This is a genomic window from Streptomyces sp. NPDC002773 (assembly GCF_040295605.1).
In the GTDB taxonomy this organism is placed as follows: Bacteria; Actinomycetota; Actinomycetes; order Streptomycetales; family Streptomycetaceae; genus Streptomyces.
This window is the reverse complement of the sequence record NZ_JBEOVO010000002.1, coordinates 1-22,239: the sequence shown is the minus strand read 5'-3', so window position 1 is coordinate 22,239 and position 22,239 is coordinate 1. Positions and strand designations below refer to the sequence as shown.

At 72.8% G+C, this 22,239-nt stretch carries 18 protein-coding genes and 1 pseudogene; 12 read left to right on the top strand and 7 right to left on the bottom strand.

Annotated features, from left to right (window positions below; genetic code table 11):
• Nucleotides 1-2 precede the first annotated feature (2 nt).
• Nucleotides 3-707, bottom strand: coding sequence for an SLATT domain-containing protein (locus tag ABT034_RS02650; protein WP_351211370.1), 705 nt, complete (start codon nt 705-707; stop codon nt 3-5).
• Between the two features lie 267 nt (nt 708-974).
• On the opposite strand from ABT034_RS02650, the gene ABT034_RS02645 reads away from it, so the two are divergent.
• The 7 genes from ABT034_RS02645 to ABT034_RS02615 all read left to right on the top strand — a co-directional run bounded on the left by ABT034_RS02645 (nt 975) and on the right by ABT034_RS02615 (nt 7,375).
• Entirely contained in the window at nt 975-1,310 is a 336-nt protein-coding gene (locus tag ABT034_RS02645) for a YbaB/EbfC family nucleoid-associated protein (RefSeq protein WP_148003706.1), read from the top strand.
• Nucleotides 1,311-1,411: 101 nt separating this feature from the next.
• Nucleotides 1,412-2,011 carry a recombination mediator RecR gene (gene recR / locus ABT034_RS02640; protein WP_351210488.1) on the top strand — a complete coding sequence of 200 codons (600 nt, stop codon included), beginning with the start codon at nt 1,412-1,414 and terminating at the stop codon, nt 2,009-2,011.
• Nucleotides 2,012-2,046: 35 nt separating this feature from the next.
• The gene (locus ABT034_RS02635; protein WP_351210486.1) at nt 2,047-2,709 is read left to right on the top strand and encodes a DUF5063 domain-containing protein; all 663 of its coding nucleotides are present in this window, start codon (nt 2,047-2,049) and stop codon (nt 2,707-2,709) included.
• Nucleotides 2,710-2,873: 164 nt separating this feature from the next.
• Nucleotides 2,874-4,154: an aspartate kinase gene (locus ABT034_RS02630; protein ID WP_351210484.1), complete on the top strand. Its 1,281-nt coding sequence runs from the start codon at nt 2,874-2,876 to the stop codon at nt 4,152-4,154.
• Nucleotides 4,151-5,209, top strand: coding sequence for an aspartate-semialdehyde dehydrogenase (locus ABT034_RS02625; RefSeq protein ID WP_351210482.1), 1,059 nt, complete (start codon nt 4,151-4,153; stop codon nt 5,207-5,209). The genes ABT034_RS02630 and ABT034_RS02625 overlap by 4 nt, the downstream gene beginning before the upstream one ends.
• Nucleotides 5,210-5,471: 262 nt before the next feature.
• A complete protein-coding gene (locus tag ABT034_RS02620) occupies nt 5,472-6,200 on the top strand; it encodes a SigE family RNA polymerase sigma factor (protein ID WP_351210480.1) in 729 nt (242 codons plus the stop codon).
• The gene (locus tag ABT034_RS02615) at nt 6,197-7,375 is read left to right on the top strand and encodes a hypothetical protein (RefSeq protein ID WP_351210478.1); all 1,179 of its coding nucleotides are present in this window, start codon (nt 6,197-6,199) and stop codon (nt 7,373-7,375) included. The genes ABT034_RS02620 and ABT034_RS02615 overlap by 4 nt, the downstream gene beginning before the upstream one ends.
• A 26-nt stretch (nt 7,376-7,401) precedes the next feature.
• On the opposite strand, the gene ABT034_RS02610 is transcribed toward ABT034_RS02615, so the two are convergent.
• Genes ABT034_RS02610 through ABT034_RS02600 form a run of 3 tightly spaced genes read right to left on the bottom strand, consistent with a single transcriptional unit; the run spans nt 7,402 to nt 11,048 of the window.
• On the bottom strand, nt 7,402-8,142 hold the full coding sequence (locus ABT034_RS02610) for an SURF1 family protein (protein ID WP_351210477.1): 741 nt from the start codon (nt 8,140-8,142) through the stop codon (nt 7,402-7,404).
• 24 nt (nt 8,143-8,166) lie between these two features.
• Nucleotides 8,167-9,987 (bottom strand): S9 family peptidase, encoded by a 1,821-nt coding sequence (locus tag ABT034_RS02605; protein WP_351210475.1) that lies wholly within the window; start codon nt 9,985-9,987, stop codon nt 8,167-8,169.
• 26 nt (nt 9,988-10,013) lie between these two features.
• The gene (locus ABT034_RS02600; protein ID WP_351210473.1) at nt 10,014-11,048 is read right to left on the bottom strand and encodes an Lrp/AsnC family transcriptional regulator; all 1,035 of its coding nucleotides are present in this window, start codon (nt 11,046-11,048) and stop codon (nt 10,014-10,016) included.
• Nucleotides 11,049-11,422: 374 nt separating this feature from the next.
• Here ABT034_RS02600 and ABT034_RS02595 point away from each other — a divergent pair, with 374 nt between their 5' ends.
• The gene (locus ABT034_RS02595) at nt 11,423-12,766 is read left to right on the top strand and encodes a tetratricopeptide repeat protein (protein WP_351210471.1); all 1,344 of its coding nucleotides are present in this window, start codon (nt 11,423-11,425) and stop codon (nt 12,764-12,766) included.
• A gap of 82 nt (nt 12,767-12,848) precedes the next feature.
• Nucleotides 12,849-13,130, top strand: a complete 282-nt coding sequence (locus tag ABT034_RS02590) for a hypothetical protein (protein WP_351210469.1) — start codon at nt 12,849-12,851, stop codon at nt 13,128-13,130.
• Nucleotides 13,131-13,166: 36 nt separating this feature from the next.
• Here the strand turns inward: ABT034_RS02590 and ABT034_RS02585 are convergent, their stop codons facing one another.
• Nucleotides 13,167-14,423: a serine/threonine-protein kinase gene (locus tag ABT034_RS02585; protein WP_351210468.1), complete on the bottom strand. Its 1,257-nt coding sequence runs from the start codon at nt 14,421-14,423 to the stop codon at nt 13,167-13,169.
• Between the two features lie 277 nt (nt 14,424-14,700).
• On the opposite strand from ABT034_RS02585, the gene ABT034_RS02580 reads away from it, so the two are divergent.
• On the top strand, nt 14,701-15,579 hold the full coding sequence (locus ABT034_RS02580) for a glycosyltransferase family 2 protein (protein ID WP_351210466.1): 879 nt from the start codon (nt 14,701-14,703) through the stop codon (nt 15,577-15,579).
• Nucleotides 15,580-15,699: 120 nt separating this feature from the next.
• Nucleotides 15,700-18,840: an AfsR/SARP family transcriptional regulator gene (locus ABT034_RS02575; protein ID WP_351210464.1), complete on the top strand. Its 3,141-nt coding sequence runs from the start codon at nt 15,700-15,702 to the stop codon at nt 18,838-18,840.
• Nucleotides 18,841-18,920: 80 nt separating this feature from the next.
• Here ABT034_RS02575 and ABT034_RS02570 read toward each other — a convergent pair whose 3' ends face one another.
• On the bottom strand, nt 18,921-19,718 hold the full coding sequence (locus ABT034_RS02570; protein WP_351210462.1) for an ABC transporter permease: 798 nt from the start codon (nt 19,716-19,718) through the stop codon (nt 18,921-18,923).
• Between the two features lie 47 nt (nt 19,719-19,765).
• Entirely contained in the window at nt 19,766-20,737 is a 972-nt protein-coding gene (locus tag ABT034_RS02565) for an ATP-binding cassette domain-containing protein (protein ID WP_351210460.1), read from the bottom strand.
• Nucleotides 20,738-21,174: 437 nt separating this feature from the next.
• Here ABT034_RS02565 and ABT034_RS02560 point away from each other — a divergent pair.
• Nucleotides 21,175-22,239, top strand: a pseudogene (locus ABT034_RS02560) (sugar-binding protein); the annotation flags it as partial.

The following is a 22,239-nucleotide window of genomic DNA, read 5'->3' as shown; positions in this document are numbered from 1 at the left end:
TCCTAGCGGGCCTCCGGGGGCCGCTGGCGCGGCATGTTGGGCCGGGTGCCGGGCGGCAGCGGGAAGCGGCCCGACGGGTGGGAGCTCTCCGCCCGGGCGGGCACCACGCCGACCGACTGGAGCGCGAGCGGCGCCGGGCCCGAACGGAACTCCACCATCCAGTCCGCCGTCTCGGCCCGTACGAGCTCCGTCACGTCCTCCGAGAAGCGGCGCAGCACGCCGAGACAGCGCTCGGCCGCCTCGCTCGCGGTGCCCTCCGTGGGCCCGAGCACCTCCCGGACGCTCTCCGAGGCCCAGTCGAACTGCAACGCCTGGAGTCTGCGCTGCACGGCCTGGGCGGTCGCCACGTCCCTCATCCAGCCGGACGTCAGGCCGAAGTACCGGTCGCAGGCCAGGCAGGCGGCACCGAGCAGCAGCGAGAGGTAGCCGAGCCCTGCGGCGCCCTCCGCGACCCGCGTCAGGTCGAGCAGGGGCAGCGCGGCACCGGCGATCACCCCGGCGGCCGTGCCGATCCGCAGCACGCGCGCGCAGAGGCGCTTCCGGTCGCGGTCGGAGAGGTACCACTCGGCGGTGCGCAGGGCGTTGGACTCCACCCAGCGGTACAGCTCGTCGAGCCGCTCGGCGGGCTCGCCCCAGTCGCCCAGGGGGAACGGCGTACCGGTCAGATCGCGGTGGACGTCTCCCCCGGGGGGTCCCGGTGGCGGCATCTCCGGCTGCTGGCTCACCGGGGGACTCCTCTGTTCAGCTCAGCGCGCGTGTCCTGCTGTGACGTGCGGTGCACGTGGTGCCTGCCCTTCCTACCGCCGAATGGTGGGCGACGGGCCCGGAATCCCGGGATTTCCGCCCGCAAGAGGGTCTTGATCAGGTAGAGGAGCCCGCAGTTTCTCACTCGAAAGAGTGGTGGGGCAGGGCGGCCGGGGACCACGTAGGCTCGGCGTACCGACATACGGACGTACCGAACCTCAGGAGTGACCGTGATTCCCGGTGGTGGTCAGCCCAACATGCAGCAGCTTCTCCAGCAGGCCCAGAAGATGCAGCAGGACCTCGCGCGCGCCCAGGAGGAGCTCGCCGCGACCGAGGTCGACGGCCAGGCGGGCGGCGGCCTGGTGAAGGCGACCGTGACGGGCTCCGGCGAGCTGCGCGGCCTGGTGATCGACCCCAAGGCGGTCGACCCGGAGGACACCGAGACGCTCGCCGACCTGATCGTGGCCGCCGTCCAGGCCGCCAACGACAACGCGCAGCAGCTCCAGCAGGCCAAGCTCGGCCCGCTGGCGCAGGGCATGGGCGGCATGCCGGGCCTGGGCTTCTGAGCCCCGGCCCTTCCCGGGCCGCTTTACGGCTCCCGTGGGCTATTAAGGCCCGCCCCCAGCTACTACCGTAAGAATCAAGCACTCCCTCGGAAGGGCGTTCCGTGTACGAAGGCGTTGTTCAGGACCTCATCGACGAACTGGGCAGGCTGCCCGGCGTCGGTCCCAAGAGCGCGCAGCGGATCGCCTTCCACGTCCTCCAGGCCGAGCCCACGGACGTCCGGCGGCTCGCGCACGCGCTCCTGGAGGTCAAGGAGAAGGTCAGGTTCTGCGCGATCTGCGGCAACGTGGCCCAGCAGGAGCAGTGCAACATCTGCCGGGACCCGCGCCGCGACCTGACCGTCATCTGCGTGGTCGAGGAGCCGAAGGACGTCGTGGCGATCGAGCGGACGCGCGAGTTCCGGGGGCGGTACCACGTCCTCGGCGGCGCGATCAGCCCGATCGAGGGCGTCGGCCCGGACGACCTGCGCATCCGCGAACTGCTCACGCGGCTCGCCGACGGCACCGTCACCGAGCTGATCCTCGCGACCGACCCGAACCTGGAGGGCGAGGCCACCGCGACGTACCTGGCGCGGATGATCAAGCCCATGGGGCTGAAGGTCACCCGGCTCGCCAGCGGCCTCCCGGTCGGCGGCGACCTGGAGTACGCCGACGAGGTGACCCTCGGCCGTGCCTTCGAGGGGCGGAGGCTGCTAGATGTATGACGACCTGGCCGGCGCGCTCTCAGGGAGGCTCCTCGATGTCTGACCCCACGCTGCACGCGATCACGCAGAACCCCGACGACTTCGCCGTCCAGATCGCCGACTCCATCGAGAGCTTCATCGTCGCGACCACCGAGGTCGCCAAGGGCGACGAGCCGGACAGCGCGGTCCCCTTCATGCTCCTGGAGATCTCGCAGCTGCTCCTCGCGGGCGGCCGGCTCGGCGCGCACGAGGACATCGTCCCGGACGAGCGGTACGAGACGGACACGGGCCCCGAGCCCGACGTGGACGACCTGCGCGAGCGGTTCGCCGTGCTCCTCGACCCGGTCGACGTCTTCTCCGAGGTCTTCGACCCGTACGAGCCCCGCAAGGCGCCGGTCCCGGCCCGCATCTCCGACAACCTCGCCGACATCGTCAGCGACCTGCGGCACGGCCTCGCCCACTACCGGGCCGGCCGGACCAGCGAGGCCCTGTGGTGGTGGCAGTTCTCGTACTTCTCCAACTGGGGCCCCACGGCCTCGGCCACCCTCCGCGCCCTCCAGTCCCTCGTCGCCCACGTCCGCCTCGACCAGCCGCTCGCGCCCCTGGACGGCCTCGACATCGACGAGGACCTCACCGAGGACGACCTCGCCGAGGAGGCGGGCCGCGTGATGGTGGAGGAGATCGGCGCTCCCCTGGGGATGCGTCCGCTCAGGAAGTGACCAGCAGGGGCCTCAGAGGACCACAGGGGACCTCGGAGGACCGCAGTGATCACCCTGTGAGCGCCCGGTCTCAGCATCCGGGATCACATGGGCGTTCACGGGTCGCTCGTTAGACTGAGCCGATCGCAGCGCCGGCTGCGGCACACACTGAGCGAGGAGCGCACGTGGGCCTTGTCGTGCAGAAGTACGGAGGCTCCTCCGTTGCCGATGCCGAAGGCATCAAGCGCGTCGCCAAGCGAATCGTGGACGCCAAGAAGAACGGCCACCAGGTGGTCGTCGTGGTTTCCGCGATGGGCGACACGACGGACGAGTTGATCGATCTCGCCGAGCAGGTATCCCCGATCCCTGCCGGGCGTGAGTTCGACATGCTGCTGACCGCCGGAGAGCGGATCTCCATGGCCCTGCTGGCCATGGCGATCAAAAACCTGGGCCACGAGGCCCAGTCGTTCACGGGCAGCCAGGCCGGTGTCATCACCGATTCCGTCCACAACAAAGCGCGCATCATCGATGTCACGCCGGGCCGGATCCGCACCGCCCTCGACGAGGGCAACATCGCCATCGTCGCGGGCTTCCAGGGTGTCTCCCAGGACAAGAAGGACATCACCACGCTGGGCCGTGGCGGTTCCGACACCACCGCCGTGGCGCTCGCCGCGGCGCTCGACGCCGAGGTCTGCGAGATCTACACCGACGTCGACGGTGTGTTCACGGCCGACCCGCGCGTCGTGAAGAAGGCGAAGAAGATCGACTGGATCTCCTTCGAGGACATGCTGGAACTCGCCGCCTCCGGCTCCAAGGTGCTGCTGCACCGGTGCGTCGAGTACGCGCGTCGCTACAACATCCCGATCCACGTCCGCTCGTCCTTCTCGGGCTTGCAGGGCACGTGGGTCAGCAACGAGCCACACTCCGAAGAAAAGAGCCCCAAGGTGGAGCAGGCCATCATCTCGGGCGTCGCCCACGACACCTCCGAGGCGAAGATCACCGTCGTCGGTGTGCCGGACAAGCCGGGCGAGGCCGCGGCCATCTTCCGGGCCGTCGCGGACGCCGAGATCAACATCGACATGATCGTGCAGAACGTGTCGGCGGCGTCGACCGGTCTGACGGACATCTCCTTCACCCTCCCCAAGGCCGAGGGCCGCAAGGCCATCGACGCCCTGGAGAAGGCGAAGGGCGCGATCGGCTTCGACTCGCTGCGCTACGACGACCAGATCGGCAAGATCTCCCTGGTCGGCGCCGGGATGAAGACCAACCCGGGCGTCACCGCGGACTTCTTCCGCGCGCTCTCCGACGCGGGCGTCAACATCGAGCTGATCTCGACGTCCGAGATCCGCATCTCCGTCGTCACCCGCGCCGACGACGTCAACGAGGCCGTGCGCGCCGTCCACTCGGCCTTCGGTCTGGACAGCGACTCGGACGAGGCCGTCGTCTACGGAGGCACCGGCCGATGACGTCGAAGCCGACGCTCGCGGTCGTCGGTGCGACCGGAGCCGTCGGCTCGGTGATGCTCCAGATGCTCACGCACCACGCGGACGTCTGGGGCGAGATACGCCTCCTCTCCTCCCCGCGCTCGGCGGGCCGCAAGGCCTCCGTGCGCGGGGTGGAGTGCGAGATCCTCGCGCTGAGCGAGGAGGCCCTCGACGGCGTCGACCTGGCGCTCTTCCTGGTGCCCGAGGCGGTGGCCGCGCACTGGGCGCCGATCGCCGCCACCAAGGGCGCCGTCGTCGTGGACACCTCCGCCGCGTTCCGGGCGGACCCCGACGTCCCCCTCGTGGTCCCCGAGACCAACCCGCACGCGGCGCGCGTACGGCCCCGGGGCATCGTCGCCAGCCCCGGCTGCACCACCCTCGCGCTGATCGTCGCCGTGGGCGCCCTGCACGCCGAGTTCGGGCTCACCGAACTGGTCGTCACCGCCCAGCAGGCCGCCAGCGGCGCCGGCGCCGGCCAGGCGGGCGTCGACGCGCTCCGGGGGCAGCTCGGTCTCGTGGCCGCCGACGGCGACCTGGGCACCCACCCGGGCGACGTACGGCGGGCCGTCGGCGAGCACACCGGGCCCTTCCCCGGGCCCCTCGCGTCCAACGTCCTGCCCTGGTCGGGCACGGCGGGCGCCGACGGGGCCTCGTCGGAGGAGGAGCGCGTACGGGACGAGACCCGCCGGGTCCTCGGGCTGCCCGCGCTGCGGGTCGCCGCCACCTGTGTGCGCGTGCCCGTCATCACCGGGCACTCCGTGTCCGTGCACGCCCGCTTCGAGCGGCCCGTGCCGGTCGGCCGGGCGCACGAGATCCTGGCGACCTCGCCGGGAGTCGTGCTGTACGACGACCCGGAGGCGGGCGACTTCCCCACCCCGGCCGACGTCGTCGGCACCGATCCGGCCTGGGTCGGGCGGGTGCGGCGCTCCCTGGACGACGAGCGGGCGCTGGATTTTTTCGTCTGTGTCGACAATCTCCGCAAGGGTGCGGCGCTCAACGCCCTCCAGATAGCGGAATCGGTTGTCCCAGCTTTGTAGGATCTGTGAACGTCCTGTGAGCAAATAGGCGTCAGATACCTCTTGAACTGCGCTGATGCCGTGGTCGACGATGCTCTTCCCCCTTGCTGCAACCAGTAGTTGGGTGGAGGCGTCTCTGCGTTCACCCACGGTCGTGGGCAGTGGACACGCTGTGAGGGCGGGGCATCGGGGGAGAACGGTTACGCATGAGGACAGAAAAGTCGCCGTCGAAAAGGGTGGCGTACGCGTACAACCCTGCCGGGGGGAAGCGTGTCCAACATGCGTGGCAGAGCTACTCGACATCGCGACCATCGCTCCGCTGCGCGGCGCGGGCACTGCGGTGCTCCCCGCGCGGAGCGTCGCCGTCGTCCCCGTACGCGGCACCGCGGTCGGCCCCTATCGCCGTCCGCGTCCTCTCGGCGGCATGCCGGTGATCGCCCCCGTGCCCACCGGATCCCGCGCCGGCTCGGTGGACGGCATCCCGTCGCCCCGGGCCAGCGCCGAGAGCGTGGCGGCCGCCGGCACCACCGTCGACCACCTCACCGAGACCTACCGCGCCCACTACCGGTCGCTGCTCGGTCTCGCCGCGCTGCTCCTCGACGACACGGCCTCCTGCGAGGACGTCGTCCAGGAGGCGTTCATCCGCGTCCACTCCGCCCGTAAGCGGGTGCGCGAGCCCGAGAAGACGCTCGCCTACCTGCGCCAGACCGTGGTGAACCTCTCCCGGTCCGCGCTGCGGCGCCGCATCCTCGGACTCAAGCTGCTGTCCAAGCCGATGCCGGACATGGCCAGCGCGGAGGAGGGCGCGTACGACCTGCTGGAGCGCGAGGACCTGATCAAGGCCATGCGCGGACTCCAGCGGCGCCAGCGCGAGGTGCTCGCCCTGCGGTACTTCTCCGACATGACCGAGGCGCAGGTCGCCGAGGCGCTCGGGATATCGCTGGGTTCGGTGAAGGCGTACGGTTCGCGGGGCATCGCGGCGCTGCGCGTCGCGATGGGAGCGACGTCATGAGCGAGGCTCTCGGCGACAAGGACGACGCCCGAGAAGAAGAACATGACGACCTGACTGGACAGCGCATGGTGAACATCGAGCCCGGCGAGGGCGACGGCGACGAGGAACTGGCGCTGCGGCGGCTCTTCCAGAGCGCCGTGTCCGGCCTCGAACCGTCCCAGGGCTCGCTCGAACACCTCCACCGCGCCGTGCCCGCCCGACGGGCCCGCAAGCGGCAGGCCATCGTCGGCGCGGCGGCCGCCGCGGTCCTCATCGGCACGGCCGTACCCGCCTTCGTGCACGTCGCCGCCTCGGGTGGCGTCTCCGCCGCCGGCAGCCCGGTGAACGCCGGCCACGGCGAGGAGGCCCAGGGCGGCACCGGCGCCGAGACCGGCATCGAGGGCGGCCGGAGCGCGACGCCCCCCGCGAGCATCGTGTCCCCGACCCAGAGCGCGGCGGAAGGTTCCTCCGGCAAGCCGCAGCGGCCCGGCCCCGGCGTGACCGGCGGCGGCCCCCGGCAGACGCAGGGCGCCGACACCGGCTCCGTGCCGCGCTGCGGAGCCGGCCAGCTCGGCGTCAGCTCGGCGGGCGCGGGCGGACCCGACGGCGAGGGCAAGGTGTACGGCTCCTTCCGCATCGCCAACGTCTCCGGCCAGTCCTGTGTCGTGGACGGCAGCGGAACCGTCAGCTTCGAGGCCCGCGGCGCGGCCGACCCCTCGCGGATCTCGGTGATCCGGCACACCTCGGGCGACGGCAGCGGGCTGCCCGACCCCTCGCAGGAGTCGTCCTCGCTGGTCCTGGGGCCGAGTGGCTCCTACGAGGTGAAGTTCGTCTGGGTGCCGAGCGAGACCTGCCCGACGACCGGGACCACGCCCACCCCGACGGAGCCGACCGAGCCGACCGAACCGCCGACCACACCGCCCCCGACGGACACCCCGCCGACCGACCCCACCGTCGACCCCAGCCCCAGCGAGGGCTCGGGCGCGGGCGGCACGGGCACGGGACCGGAGACCGGCGGCGAGGCCGGCTCGGGCGCGGACGCCGGCACGGCACCCCAGCTGCTCCGCGAGGACGGCCCGGCGGACGGCAGCGTCCTGGTCAGCCATGTCGCCGAACCGGGCGGCCCCGCGGCCTCGGCAAGCATCCCCAACGCCTGCGCGGGCACCGTCTACCGGACCGGGGTCCTGGCCTCCTGAGGCCCCGGAGAGGGCCCTGAGGGCTGCTACAGCCCCAGGGCCTCGTCGCGGGACGCCTCCGCCTCGCGGCGGACCAGGCGGAACCACATGAAGAGCACGAAGCCCGCGAAGACGAACCACTCCGCCGTGTAGCCGAGGTTCTGGAACGCCTTCACGTCCAGACCCGTGCCCGCCGCGGCCGCCGCCGGGACCGGGACCAGGCCGGCGGGGGCGTCGGCGAGGGTGATCCACGCGTCGTAGACGTCGTCCGTCACCACGTTCACCAGGGCCGCCGAGCTGATCATGCCGAGCTGCCCCTCGGGCAACCCACCGGCCGCACGGACGCCCCTCGTGCCCGAGGTCTCCGAGGCCTGGAGCGCACCGACCACCGCCACCTCGCCGGACGGCGGGGCGGGCGCCTCAGCGCCCGTGGGGAGCCAGCCCCTGACCACCGGCAGGGACCGCCCGCCGTCCGTCCGCAGCATCGTCAGGACGTACGAGCCGGTCCGGCCGTCCAGCTCGCGGTCCGGAACGAGGAACTGCTCGCCGTACCGCCCGCGCGCCTCGGCCGACCGGCCCGAGGTCTCCTTGTCCACCGGAAGCAGCGAGTCCAGCGGCTCCGCCTTCAGCGAGCTCGCGGCGGGCCGGTCCTCGGCCTCCCGATGGGAGTCGACGCGGTCCTCGAACTTGCCCAGCTGCCAGGTCCCCATGAAGACGCAGAACGGGATCGCGAGCAGGACGAAGACGTTGATCCCCCACCAGCGGGGCGTTCTCAGGAACCGGTACACGCCCCCCACGGTACGCAAGCCGCCTCAGCCCCCCGCCGGCCGGGTCCCCAGGTGCTTCGCGGCGAACGCGAGGTCCAGGGCGACCTGCTTGATCCGCTCCTCCACCACCAGCGAGCCGTGGCCCGCGTCGTACCGGTACACCTCGTGGACCGCGCCCCGGGCCTTCAGCCGCTCGACGTAGTTGTCGATCTGCCGGATCGGGCAGCGCGGGTCGTTGACGCCCGCCGAGATGTGCACCGGGGCCTTCACCGCGTCCACGTACGTCAGCGGCGACGAGGCCGCGTACCGCTCGGGCACCTCATCGGGCGAACCGCCGAGCAGCGTCCGGTCCAGCGCCTTGAGCGCCTCCATCTCGTCCTCGTACGCCGTGACGTAGTCCGCGACCGGGACCGCCGCGAGCCCCACCGCCCAGGCGTCCGGCTGGGTGCCGAGGCCGAGGAGCGTCAGATAGCCGCCCCAGGAGCCGCCGGACAGCACGAGCCGCGCCGGGTCGGCGAGGCCGCTCGCCACCGCCCACGCGCGGACCGCCTCCACGTCCTCCAGCTCGATCAGGCCGACGCGGTGCTTGAGCGCGTCCGTCCACTCCCGGCCGTACCCCGTCGAACCCCGGTAGTTGACCCGCACCACCGCGTATCCGTGGTCCACCCAGGCCGCCGGGCCCGAGGCGAAGGCGTCGCTGTCGTGCCAGGTGGGGCCGCCGTGCACCTCGAAGACCGTCGGGAACGGGCCCTCGCCCTCCGGGCGCTGCACGAGCGCGTGGACCCTGCCCCCGGGGCCCTCCACCCACACGTCCTCCACCGGCACCGACGGCGGCGCCTTCGGGCCGGGCGGGTCGAGGACGACCCGGCCGTCCGTGGACCGCACCACGGGCGGCTCGGCGGCCGACGACCACAGGTACTCCACGCTGCCGTCGGGACGGGCCGTCGCGCTCGACACCGAACCGGCCGGGGTCTCCACCCGCCCCAGGGCGCCCGTCGCGATCTCGTACCGCCACAGCTCGCTGCGGGCCTCGAAGCTGTGCACGATCAGCAGCCCGGTGCCGTCCGGATACCACTCGGCCGACACATCGCCCGGCAGGTCGAGCGCCAGGTCCGTCTCCGTGCCCGCCGCCACGTCCCAGAGCATCGGCTCCCAGCGGCCGCGCCGCTGGTGGCCCACGAGCAGCCTGCTGTCCCCGGCCACCGGCGCGAAACCGAGGACCGCGAGGCCCAGCTCCTCCGTACCGCCCTTGGTGTCGTCGAGCTCGGCGACCACGCCCGCGTCCGAGGCGCGCAGCACCCGCAGCGCCGAGTGCATCGCGTCCCCGTGCTCGGTGTGCTCGATCGCGATCAGCGACCCGTCGTACGACAGGTCCCCGACCCCGGCCGACTCCCGGTGCCGGTAGATCTCGACGGGGTCGCCCGCCCCGGGCCGTACGAGATGGACCGTCGAGCCCTCCTCGTCCGTGGAGCGGCCCACCACGAGCGTGCCCTCCCGGCCGATGGCGAGCCCCGCCGGATAGGAGGCGCCGAGGCCGGGCACGGCCGGCTCGTCCGCGCCGCCGCCGAACGGCTGGCGCATCCACACCCCGAACTCGTCCCCGTCGGTGTCCTTGAACCACCAGATCCAGGCGCCGTCAGGGGACAGAGTGCCGTCCGTCGTGCCGTTCGGCCGGTCCGTGACCTGCCGCTGCTCCCCGCTCGCCCGGTCCCAGGCGTACAGCTCGTACGTCCCCGTCGCGTTGGACACGAAGAGGGAGCGGTCCGGGGCCTCCTCGGCCCACTCGGGAAGGGAGACGCGCGGCGCCCGGAAGCGCTGCTCCCAGACAGGGGTGTCGATCGGCTTGCTCTCAGTCATGGCACCCATGATGCTCCGCGCCACGGACGGCCGTGTCAGAACACCGACGCGGGCCGTACGTGGTGCATGCGGCGCCCGTCCGGGCCGAGGACCTGCGCCCCTATCTTGTGGGTGCGCAGCGAGAGCGCGGTGCCCGCGATCCGCAGCGTCGGGGCGGCCCGTACCAGCGCCGCCGTCACGTCGTGCAGCTCGTCGACCGTACGGAGCCACAGCGCGACGGCCAGGTTGTGCGGGCCCGTGACCGAGGTGACGAGCCGGGTCTCCCGCACCCGGCCGAGCGCCGCCACCGTCGCCGGCACCTCGAGGGGCGGCACATCGGTCGTGACCATCGCCCACACCGGACGCCCGGAGAACCTCGGGGCCGGCAGGCAGTGGTGGTGGAGGGCGCCGCCCGCCGCGAGGACGTCCAGCCTCCGCCGTACCGTCGACTCGCTCGTACCGCACTGCCGGGCCAGCTCGGCGGCGCTGCGGCGGGCGTCCCCCGCCAGCTCCGCGACGAGCCGGTGGTCGAGCTCCGTGAGGTTCGGCCCGCTGCCCCCGCGCGCGCGTGGCCGCCGGTCGCCGCCCGTGATCCCCGTGAGGAGCTGGACCTGCCCCGGCGTGAGCTGCTCGATCCGCGACCGGTACGGGCGGTTGTGCAGCCGGGTGACGACCTGGGTACGGGAGCGGATCACCCCGGGCAGCCGCCGCACCCGCCCGGCGAGGTACGCGTCGAGGGCGAACAGGTCGGGGCAGACCACGAGCAGGACCAGATCGGCGTCGCCGGTCACCTGGTGCACCCCGAGGGTGCAGGGATCGCCCGAGACCTCGATCGCGGTGGCCTCGGTGTCGCCCGCGACGCACTCCAGCTCGATCCACGCGTAGAGCATGGCGTCCGTGCCGCGGCGGGCGGCGAGCAGCGAACTCCAGGCGTATCCGCCGGCCGTGAGGTGCTCCCAGCGCCGGGCGAGGGTGTCCGGGCTCGACCCGAGCACGGCCGAGAGCTGGGTCCAGCTGGCCCGCGGGGCTATCTGCAGTGCGTGGATCAGCGAAAGATCCGCTTCTCCCAGGACGGATTCCCCGGTACGCATTTTCCTCCTTGGCCGATCCCTGGGAAACCGTGGGTGTGGGTCCCGGAGCGCCCCAGGATGTTGACCAGGGCCTCTGCATTCAAGCCGCAACGGCGATGGACCGCGATCGACTCCGCCACACGGTACGGATGCCGGCGCGGAACGAACAGGAACGAACGGGCACGAACGGGGGACGGGGGTACATGGTGAGCGGGCGACGACCGAGGACGGAACCGAGAAGAGGGCAGGGGGCGGAGGTCAGAAGAGGCCCGTGGACGGAGGCGGGGGCGGAGCCGGGGATCGAGCCGGGGATCGAGCCGGGGGCGGGCGTCGGAAGGGGCCCGTGGACGGCGCCGGGGGCGGAACCGGGGGCGGAGCTGCTGTGGGGCGAGCCGGTGAGCCCCGAGCAGCTCGCCGCCGCGGAGCGCGGATACGCCCGCTGCGGCCTCGCCGAGCAGCTCCTGTGGGAACGGCTCTCCGTCTTCGAGGGGGCCTTCGGCGGGGACGCCGTCCGTGAGGTGTGCGCCTCCGACGCCCTGCCCCCGGCGGTCGTCCAGTCGGTCCTCGACCGGCTGGCCCCCGCCGCCCTCCTCCCCGTCGACGACCTGTTCGACGGCGAGAACGACAGCCCCCGCTACTGGATGCCGCACCCCATGCGGGCCGTCGGCGCCCGCCGCCTCACCGCACGCGGCGACCGCTGGGCCGTCGTCCTGCGCCATCGCAGATGGTGCGTGAAGCTCGCCCGGCGGGCCGCCGACTGGTGGCAGAGCGGCCGGCAGCTGGACGCCCGTGATCTCGCCCTGCGCGAACTCCCCGACCTGGCCGCCGCCATGGACCCGACGACCGCGCCCCTCTCGCCGAGCGCCGAGGCCGACACGGCCGTCGAGATCGCCGTCTCCCTGTGGTTCCTGTGGATCGCCTGCGGGCGGGTCGGCGAGGGCAGGACCCGGCTGCGCCACGCACTCTCCCTCTACACCGGGAAGCCGCCGTCCCGCGCCCTGTGGCTCGCCGCCTTCCTGGAGCTGGAGTCCGGCCGCCCCGAGGACGCCGACCCGCTCCTCGTCCAGGCCTGGGCGGCCGCCGTACGGGAGCGGGACGACCGCACCCTGGGTCTGCTGTCCCATCTGCGCGGCGCGACCGCCCTCTACCAGGGGCGTACGCGCGCGGCGGCGGCCGAGTTCAGGGACGCGCTCGCCCTGATGGGGGACTGCCCGGAGTTCGGACCCACCCGGGAGCTGTGCTGGGCCGCGCTCGCGCTCAGCCTCACCCGCACCGACCCGGAGGCCGCCCAGGAGGCCCTGGACCAGCTCGTGCTCGACCCGTCGTCGCGGCGGGCCTGGGCGGGGCGCGACCTGTGGGCCGAGGCGTGGACGCACCACGCGCGCGCGGAGCTCCTCGCCTGGGACGGCGAGCGGGAACGCGCTGCCGACCACGCCCGGCGGGCGCTGCGCGGCCACTTGGCGCTCGGCTCGGCGGTCGGAGCGGCCTGTGCGGCGGAACTCCTCGCCCAGCTGCGGCTCATGACGGGCCGGGCCGCGTCGGCCGCCCATCTCCTCGGCGCGGTGAACCTGTTGAGGACGTCCGTCTTCGACGCCTCGTACAGGCCGGCGGAGTACTGCGTGCCCACCCGGGACCGCAGCGAGACGGCCCTGCGGGACATGCTCGACGACCCGGAGCTGCGCCGGGCGTACGAAGAGGGCGCGAGGATCGGCCTGTTCGCCCTGGCGGAGACGGCGTAGCGGTCGCGCCCGGGCGGTGGGGCGGGCGGTGGAGCGGCGCGAGCGGCGTTCCGTACCTACTCTTGAGGTACGGAGGTGACCCATGAGCCGACGGCACCACTTCCACACCGACCACCTCGGACACTCGGTCTCCGTGACCGTCCAGACCGGGCACACCGCCGTCGTCGAGGTCCTCGTCGACGGCAAGGAGACCGGATACGCCAGGACCCAGGGTGACCGGCCCGTCACGGTACCGGTCGAGCTGCCGACCGACCCGCCGACGACGGTGACCGTACGGGCGACCCCGGGGCCCGGCGTACCGCACTGCCTGCTGATCACGGAGGCGGACGGGGAGCCGCTGGTGATGGCGCCGAGAGCGTACTGAGGGATAGCGGGCCGGGGTCGGGGTGCGGCCGGCCGGTCAGGAGAGCCAGGCCATCCCGATGATCAGGAAGACGACGAAGGCGATGGCCCCGGCGACGGCGGCCGTCTTGCGGGGCCGGCGCCGGGAGAGTTCCGCGAGCCCGCCGCCCGTGGGTGCGGGCCGTTCACGCCGCCGTGCCGAGGTGGGCGCGCCGGCGGACACCGGTCTGCGGGACTGTCCGGCCGGGGGTCTGTGGGCCTGCCCGGCACGGGGTGCCGGCATGGCGGCGGGCGCGGGCATGGGCCCGGACATGGACCCGGAGGCATGCCCTGACATCGGCCCTGACATCGGCCCTGACATAGGCCCGGACATGGGCCCCGACATCTGCCCCGCCATGTGCCCGGATAGGGGCGCGCCCCGGGTGGCCGCGACTCCCTGCGGCGGGCCCGCGTGGTGGTGTGCCGCGCCCGGCCCGGGCTGCGCCGGGATGCCGGGGGCGTAGGTGGCGCGCCAGGCGCCGGAGGAGAACCAGTCCGCGATGGCCTGCGCCGAGGGCCGCTGCTCCGGCTGCTTGGCCAGCAGGCTCAGCAGGTACGACTCGAACTCGGGCGGCAGCGCCACCCCGAGGTGGGCGGGCGGCACCGGCGCGGTGTCGATGTGCTGGTACAGCAGCGCCGTCGCCGTGTCCGCGCGGAACGGGGGGCGGCCGGTGAGGAGTTGGTAGAGCACGCAGCCGAGCGAGTACACGTCGGAGGCGGACGAGGCGGGCTGCCCCAGGGCCCGCTCGGGCGCCAGGTAGAGCCCCGTACCCACGATCTGCCCGGTCGTCGTGAGCGCCGCCGAGGGGTCGTCGACGAACCGCGCGATGCCGAAGTCGGCCAGCTTCACCGTCCCGTCCCCGTCGATCAGCAGGTTCCCCGGCTTGATGTCCCGGTGCACGACCCCCTGCCGGTGCGCGGCGGCGAGCCCGGCGGCGGCGTGCGCGGCGACCACGGCGACCCGCTCGGGGGGCAGGACCAGCGGATCGGAGGGGCTCCCGGCGAGGCTGTCGCCCTCCACCAGCTCCATGACGAGGAACAGCTTCCCGTCCCACGTACCGAAGTCGAAGACGCCGACCACGTGCGGGTGGCTGAGCCGGGCGGCGGTCTGCGCCTCCAGCCGGAAGCGGTCACCGGCGGAGGGGTCCGTCGACTGCGCCAGCATCAGCTTGACGGCCACGGACCGGCCGAGCACCTCGTCGGTGGCCTGCCACACCTCGCCCATGCCGCCCCGGCCGATACACACGTGAAGCCGATATCGGTCCGCGACCAGCACCTGGAGACCACCCTTTCGACGATCGATCAACTTGACGGAAGGGAACCAGCGTAGAGCCGTACGACCGTGCTCTTCGCCGCGCTCCCCCCGGGGCCCGCCGCGGCCCTCGCGCAGACGCCCGCGGCCGGCCCCTTCGAGGCCGCGATCCCGCCCTCCGCGGCCCGCCCGGATGGACGTGGTCTGTGATGCGGGTGAACGAAGGATGGCGCCGTCCGGTTAGCATCGCGGCCCGGAGTGAGTGCCGGCGCAGGCCGGTGAGCGTGGAACGGAGTGGGTCGTGGCACGACCTCGTGTGGGTGTGGCGGTACTGACGATGGGCACGCGACCGGTCGAGCTGCGGGCCCTGCTCGACGCCGTGGCCCGGCAGGACGAACCCGCGGCCCGGATCGTCGTCGTCGGCAACGGTACCGGGACGCTCCCGGAGCTCCCCGAAGGTGTCACCGGAGTCGAACTGCCCGAGAACCGGGGCGTGTCGGGCGGCCGGAACGTCGCCATCGAGACGCTGCGCGCGTTCGGCGACGTCGACGTGCTCGTGGACCTGGACGACGACGGCCTGCTCGTCGACACGGACGTCTTCCGGCGCCTGGCCGACCTGTACGAGGAGGACCCGGCCCTGGGCGTCGTGTCCTTCCGTATCGCCGACGAGACGGGCGAGACGCAGCGGCGCCACATCCCGCGCCTCGGCGCGAAGGACCCGATGCGCGGCGGGGAGGTCACGACCTTCCTCGGCGGCGGGCACGGCCTGTCGATGGCGATGCTCGACGAGATCGGCGGCTGGCCGGAGGACTTCTTCTTCACCCACGAGGAGACCGACATGGCCTGGCGCGCGCTCGACGCGGGCTGGAAGGTCATCTACGAGCCCGCGCTGCTCCTCCAGCACCCGAAGACCAGCCCGGCCCGGCACGCCGTCTACCACCGGATGACCGCCCGCAACCGCGTCTGGCTGGCCAAGCGCAACCTGCCCGCCCTGCTCGTCCCCGTCTACCTGGGCGTGTGGACCCTGCTCACCCTGGCCCGCACCCGCTCCCTGCCGGGCCTCGCGTCCTGGTTCGCCGGCTTCGCGGAGGGCGTGCGCCGCTCGGGCGGACCCCGCCACCCCATGCGCTGGTCCACGGTCCGCCACATGACCCGCCTGGGCCGCCCGCCGGTGATCTAGGTCGGCCGCGATCCCTTTACCGGGGCCGCCGGGTGGGTGATGCTGACCGGCGTCGAAGGGATGATGATCAACATCATCGGGGCCGGTCGGGGGTGACCGGTCCACAGGGGGAGGGCCGCCGTGGTGCGCGTAGAGCTGCTGGGACCGATACAGGTGTACGCCGACGAGGGGGCGCCGGTCGACGTCGGAGGCGTCCGGCTGAGGATGCTCCTCGCCCGGCTCGCCCTCGAAGAGGGCCGGACGGTCTCCGCCGACGCCCTCGTCGACGGCCTGTGGGGAGAGGAACCGCCCGCCGACGCGGCCAACGCGCTCCAGGCCCTGGTCTCCCGGCTGCGCAGGGCACTGCGCGGGCCCGCGGCGGTCGAGACCGCGTCCGGCGGCTACCGGCTCCCCGTACGGCCCGAGGACGTGGACGTCCACCGCTTCGAGGAGCTGACCGGCCGGGGCAGACGGGAACTCGCCGCCGGCCGGGCGGCCGAGGCCTCCGCGCTGCTCGGGACGGCGCTCGGCCTCTGGCGGGGCGGGGCGCTCGCCGACGTCCTCGACGCGCCGTTCGCCGGGCCCGTCGCGACCCGGCTCGACGACCTGCGGACCGCGGCGGCCGAGGACCGCTGCGACGCGGAACTGCGCCTCGGACGGTACGGGGCGGTCCTTGCCGACCTCGAAGCGGCCGGATCCGAGCGCCCGTTGAGCGAGCGGGTCGCGGGACTGCGGATGAGGGCGCTGGCGGCGGCCGGACGCCAGTCCGACGCGCTCGCGGTGTACGAGGCGGTACGGGAGCGGCTCGGCGACGAACTCGGCGTCGATCCGTCGGCCGAGCTGCGCGAGATCCACCTGTCCCTGCTGCGGGGCGAGCTCGAGACGCCCACCGAGCGGGCCCAGGCGGCCCCGAGCCGCCTCCCGGCCAGGCTGACCAGCTTCGTCGGCCGCGACGCCGAACTGGACCGACTGGCGGGTCAGCTGGTCCGCAACCGCCTCGTCACCATCGTCGGCCCCGGCGGCGCGGGCAAGACCCGGCTCTCCCTCGAAGCGGCCACCAGGGACCGCGCCCACGCCCGCGGCCGGGTCTGGTTCGTGCCGCTCGCCGGCGTGAGCGCACCGGACCAGCTGGCCGACGCGGTACTCGGCGCCCTCAGCTCCACCGACGGCGGCCTCTACGACGCCGGCCAGGGGCAGCGGGCCACCCCGGTCGAGCGCATGGCCGGGCTCCTCGGCAGCGGCGACGCCCTGCTCATGCTCGACAACTGCGAGCACCTCGTAGAGGAGGCGGCGGCGCTCACGGCCGAACTCCTGGACCAGCTCCCCGAGTTGCGTATCCTCACCACAAGCCGCGAAGCCCTCGCCATCACCGGCGAGTCGCTGTGCCACCTCGGCCCCCTCGCCGTACCGATGGGAACACCGGAGCCCGCCGAAGCGGCGCAGTCGCCCGCCGTCCGCCTCTTCGTCGACCGGGCCACCGGAACCCGGCCGGACTTCGCACTCGACGACGAGACCCTCGACGCCGTGGTCGAGATCTGCCGCCGGCTCGACGGGGTGCCGCTCGCCCTCGAACTGGCCGCGGCGAAGCTCCGCTCGATGAGCGTCGAGCAGATCGCGCGCCGCCTGGACGACCGCTTCCGCCTCCTCGCCTCGGGCAGCCGCACCGCCCTGCCCCGCCAGCGCACCCTGCTCGCCCTCGTCGAGTGGAGCTGGGACCTCCTGGACGAACCCGAGCGGACCCTCGCCCGCAGACTGTCGGTGTTCCCGGGCGGCGCGACCGTCCCCGCGCTCGAAGCGGTCTGCGCGGACCCGGCGCTCCCGGCCGACGACATCCCGTACGTCCTGGACGCCCTGGTGGAGAAGTCGCTGGTCGGCGTCGTCGACGAAGGGGCGGGCGAGCCGCGCTACCGGATGCTGGAGACGGTACGCGCGTACGCGGCGCGGCAACTCGCCACCGCCGAGCCCGGGGACGCCGTCACGCGCCGCTACGCCGCGTACTTCCTGGCGCTCGCGGAGGAGTACGAACCCCGCCTCCGTACCCGCGAACAACTGCGCGCGGTCGAGGTCTTCGACGCCGAACACGACAACCTCGTCCACGCGCTCCGCACGGTCGCCGACGCGGGGGAAGCGGACCTGGCCGGGCGCTTCGCCGGGGCGATGTTCTGGTACTGGGGGATCAGGGGCCTGAGCACGCGCCTGGACACGTATCTGCCGAAGGCGGCGGCCGGTGGCGGTGACGGCGGCGGTGACGGTGACGGCCCGGGGGCCGAGGGCGAGTCGGCGACCGCGCGCGAGTTCCACCCGGCGGCCCTGCTCCTACGGATGTCCCAGGCGTCCCTCCCGGCGGGCTGGTCCTCCCTCCCGGCGGGCTCGGGACGGACCGACGCCGCTGACCCCCTGACCTCCCCCGACCCCTGGGTACGGGCCGGCGCCCATCTGGCACGGGACTTCGCGCTCACCGAACAGGGCGACCTGGTCACCGGCGCCGAGTCCCGGATCGAGGCCCTGCGCGGCTTCGAGGAGGTGGGCGACCGCTGGGGGCTCGTGATGAGCCTGCTCCCGATCGGCCGCGACCACTCGCTGCGGGGCGAGTACGCCCAGGCCATCGCCACCTTCGAACGGACGGTGGTGCTCAGCTCCGAACTCGGCACCGAGGACTACCTCTACCTCAGCAAGGCCCGGCTCGCCCGCGAACGCCGGCGCAGCGGCGACCTGGCGGGCGCCTTCCGCGACCTGCACGCGGCACACCGCCAGGCCCGCGAACAGGGCCAACTGCGGCTTGAGGCCAACATCCTGGTGGGCCTCGCCAACGTGCACCGCAGGGCCGGTGACCTGGCGCAGTCCGACGCGACGCTGGACCGCCTCGAAGCGCTGAGCGCCCGGCGGCCCTCCCTCCGGGGCCTGGCCCGCGACCTGATCGTCAGCACCCGCGTCGAGAACCGTCTCGCGGAGGGGGACGCGGTGCGGGCCAGGGCGCTGCTGCCCGAGGCGGCCGGCTCCCTGTTCGGCCAGGGGGCGGGCGCCGCGCTGGCCTGGGTGTCGGAACTCCTCGGCGGACTGAGGACCTTGGAGGGCGCCCCGGAGGAGGGCGCGCGGGCGCTGGGCATGAGCCAGGTGATGCGCGGCGCCTTCGACTGGGGCGAGCCGGAGTGGCGCGAGCTGGTCGACCGCATCGTGGCGGTGCTGGGCGAGGAGGGCTTCCGGAAGGCGTACGACGAGGGGGCCGCGTACTCCCGTACGGACGCGCTGAGGTGGCTGGAGACGGAGACGCTGCGGGGCTGACGGGAGCGGGGGAACGCGAAAGCCGGGCGGGCCCCGCACCAAGGGTGCGGACCCGCCCGGCTTTCGGTGTCACATGAGGATCATCCCGCGTTCTTCCGATAGGCGCGCATGGCCAGCGGGAAGAAGACCACGATCACACCGGCCATCCAGGCGAAGGTGCCGGCCAGGGAGCCGGCGACGGGGCCGCCGTTGAGCAGACCGCGGACCGCGTCGGCCACCAGGGAGACGGGGTTGACGTCGGACCAGGCCTGGAGCCAGCCGGCCATGTCCTCGCGGGGGACGAAGACGTTGCTGGCGAAGGTGAGCGGCAGGATCAGGATGGTCATGAGGCCCTGCACGGAGGCGGGGTTCTTGATCAGCATGCCGAGGTAGACGGAGATCCACGAGAAGCTGAGGGCGAAGCCGACGAGGAGGGCGAGCGCGGCGAGCGAGGCGACCGGGCCGGTCTCGACGCGGTAGCCCATGACCAGGGCGAGGACGACCAGGGTGGCCAGGCAGACGACGTAGCGCACGATGTCGGCGAGGACGGCGCCGATCAGCGGGCCGGAGCGGGCGATCGGCATGCTGCGGAACCGGTCGAAGATTCCGGTGCTGGCGTCCGCGCAGAGCGAGGCGCCGATGCCGACGCTGGCCTGGAAGACGGCCATGACCATGACGCCGGGGGTGACGAGCTGGAGGTAGCGGTCGGTGTCGCCGCCGGACATGGCCTCCCCGAAGAGGTACACGAACATCAGGAGGCTGATGATCGGGGTGAGGATCACGTCGACCAGTTGGATCGGCGACTTCATGAACTTGGTGACGCCGCGGCCGGCGAGGGCGAAGCTGTGCTGGGCGGTCTGGGCGAGGCTGATACGGCTGGGAAGCTCGGCGTGGCTCATGACGGGGTCCTCTCGAAAGTCCTGGGGGGAAGCGGGGGGCAGCGGTCTCAGACGGCCACGGACTGCGCAGCGGCGTCGGCGGGCGCGACGGCGGGCGCGTGTCCGGTCAGGGCGAGGAAGACCTCGTCGAGGCTGGGCAGCCGCAGGCCGAGTTCGTCGGCGGTGATACCGGCGCCGTCCAGGCGGCGGGCGACGGCGGCGACGATCAGCGGCTCGTCGGCGGGCACGGTGAGGACGCCGGAGTCCTGGGCGGGGGTGTGCCCGGTCAGCTCGGCGAGCATCCCGGCGACCTGCGGCACATCGGCGGCGAGGGTGGGCCGGACCTGGAGGATCTGGCCGCCGACGCGGCGCTTGAGCTCACCGGGCCGGCCTTCGGCGACCTTGCGGCCCTTGTCGAAGACGGTGATGGAGTCGGCGAGCTGGTCGGCCTCCTCCAGGTACTGGGTGGTGAGCAGCACCGTGGAGCCGTCGGCGACCAACTGCCGCACGACGTCCCAGACTTCCTGCCGGGCATGCGGGTCGAGGCCGGTGGTGGGCTCGTCGAGGAAGAGCACCTGCGGCCGGCCGACCAGGGAGGCGGCCAGGTCGAGCCGCCGCCGCATACCGCCGGAGAAGGTGGCGATCGGCTTGCGGGCCGCCTCGGTGAGGGAGAACTTCTCCAGGAGCTCGGCCCCCCGCGCCTTCGCGTCGCGCCGCGACAGTCCGAGCAGCCGCCCGATGAGCACCAGGTTCTCGGCACCGGAGAGGGTCTCGTCCACGGAGGCGTACTGCCCGGTGAGCCCGATCAGCTGCCGCACCTTGACCGGGTCCTTGACGATGTCGTGCCCGCCGATGGTGGCGTGCCCGCCGTCGGGGCGCATCAGCGTGGCCAGAATGCGCACGGTGGTGGTCTTGCCGGCCCCGTTGGGCCCCAACACCCCGACGACCTTCCCGGCCGGCACCTCCAGATCGACACCGTCCAGCGCGGTGAAGTCCCCGTACTTCTTGACCAGACCCTCGGCCCGAATCGCATACGCCATGTCCACCATCTCCTCGTCAGGTTCCCGCTCGCCGTCTCTCGACGCCCCTGACGATGCCGAACCCCCCTGACAGCCCTCGGCCAGCCACCTGACAGCCCTGCCCGCCGGCTGTCAGCCCGTGTCAGGACCGAGCGGCGGTCCGCCGGCACTCCGGAGGGCGAACGCCTCGGGGACGAACGCTTCCGGCCCGCCCGTGTGCTGAAAAACCGGCTGGCAGTCGTGCTCGGTGAGTAGATGATCAAGAGGGTGCGCAAGCGCGACACCCCGTCTTCGCGAAACTTTTTCAAGTTGAATACTATCCTCCGCTAGCCGCATAAGTGGCTTCAAGGGGAGGGTTCAAAGGCGTGAATGACTGCATATTGCCGTCGAATTGGACAGGCGGAGGGTGGCTACCCAGACGCGCTTTGCGGAGGGTGGCGCTCGCAACTGCGGCCCTGATGGCCGTCGAGGCTGCCATCGTGCTGGAGACCACTGGGCAGGCGATCGCCCTGCCCTCGCAGCCTCCCGCGGTCGATGACGCGGCGTACCCCACCGAAGCGGCGGACCTGCCGTCCGCGACGGTTGCGGCCCGCTTGTCGGGCAAGCGGGTGGAGGCGCTGTCGGAGCGCACGGAGTCGACGACGACTTGGGCGAACCCGGACGGCACGGTGACGACGGACGCCGCGTCGGGCCCGGTCCGGTTCCGCGACAAGGCCACGGGTGCTTGGCGCAACGTCGACGTCGCGTTGGTGAAAGGCCTGGATGGTTCGGTCATCGCGAGGGACCACCCGCTCGGGCTGAAGCTGGGGGGTAGGACGCCGGCCGCGCATGCAGCCCGGGTGATGGCGTCGGGCGCCGCCGGCGATGCGCGGACCACCCCGGTTCCGCTGGTATCGCTGGACGACGGTGACGGCCAGGCGTTGAACCTGTCGTGGCGGGGTGTCCTGCCGGAGCCCGCGCTGTCGGGTACTACGGCTCGGTACGCGAACGCGTTGCCGGCGACGGACCTGGTCATCGAATCGACCCGTACGGGTTTCGAGCAGTTCTTGGAGCTGAAGGACCGTTCGGCGATCGCGGCCAATGGTTCGGTCACGTTGACGCTGAATGCCAAGGGGATCAGTGCCCGGGCGAACGCGGACCGGTCGGTGTCCTTCATGGACGTCGAGTCCGGCAAGCAGGTCGGTGTCCTGCCGGCTCCCGTGATGTGGGACGCGTATGTCGACCCACGGTCCGGTGAGCACACCCGGCGCGCTGACGTGGGCTTGAAGGTGACGCAGCGCGGGGACGCGGTCGATCTGACCCTCACCCCGGACGCGGACTTCCTCTCCGACCCGGCCAGAACGTTCCCGGTTACGGTGGACCCGGCGGTGAACCTCGGGTCCAGCTTCGACACCTTCGTGCAGCAGGGCTACACGACGGACATGTCGGCGTCGACGGAGCTCAAGCTCGGCAACAACGGCGCCGGTCAGATCGCGCGGTCGTTCCTGCACTTCCCGATGGCGCAGATCAGCGGCAAGCAGATC

Excerpts from the sequence above, each read along its gene's own strand:
- ABT034_RS02650 (WP_351211370.1), bottom strand. The coding sequence starts at position 707 with ATGCCGCCACCGGGACCCCCCGGGGGAGACGTCCACCGCGATCTGACC.
- ABT034_RS02635 (WP_351210486.1), top strand. The coding sequence starts at position 2,047 with ATGTCTGACCCCACGCTGCACGCGATCACGCAGAACCCCGACGACTTC.
- ABT034_RS02625 (WP_351210482.1), top strand. The coding sequence starts at position 4,151 with ATGACGTCGAAGCCGACGCTCGCGGTCGTCGGTGCGACCGGAGCCGTC.
- ABT034_RS02615 (WP_351210478.1), top strand. The coding sequence starts at position 6,197 with ATGAGCGAGGCTCTCGGCGACAAGGACGACGCCCGAGAAGAAGAACAT.
- ABT034_RS02605 (WP_351210475.1), bottom strand. The coding sequence starts at position 9,987 with ATGGGTGCCATGACTGAGAGCAAGCCGATCGACACCCCTGTCTGGGAG.
- ABT034_RS02600 (WP_351210473.1), bottom strand. The coding sequence starts at position 11,048 with ATGCGTACCGGGGAATCCGTCCTGGGAGAAGCGGATCTTTCGCTGATC.
- ABT034_RS02590 (WP_351210469.1), top strand. The coding sequence starts at position 12,849 with ATGAGCCGACGGCACCACTTCCACACCGACCACCTCGGACACTCGGTC.
- ABT034_RS02570 (WP_351210462.1), bottom strand. The coding sequence starts at position 19,718 with ATGAGCCACGCCGAGCTTCCCAGCCGTATCAGCCTCGCCCAGACCGCC.
- ABT034_RS02565 (WP_351210460.1), bottom strand. The coding sequence starts at position 20,737 with ATGGCGTATGCGATTCGGGCCGAGGGTCTGGTCAAGAAGTACGGGGAC.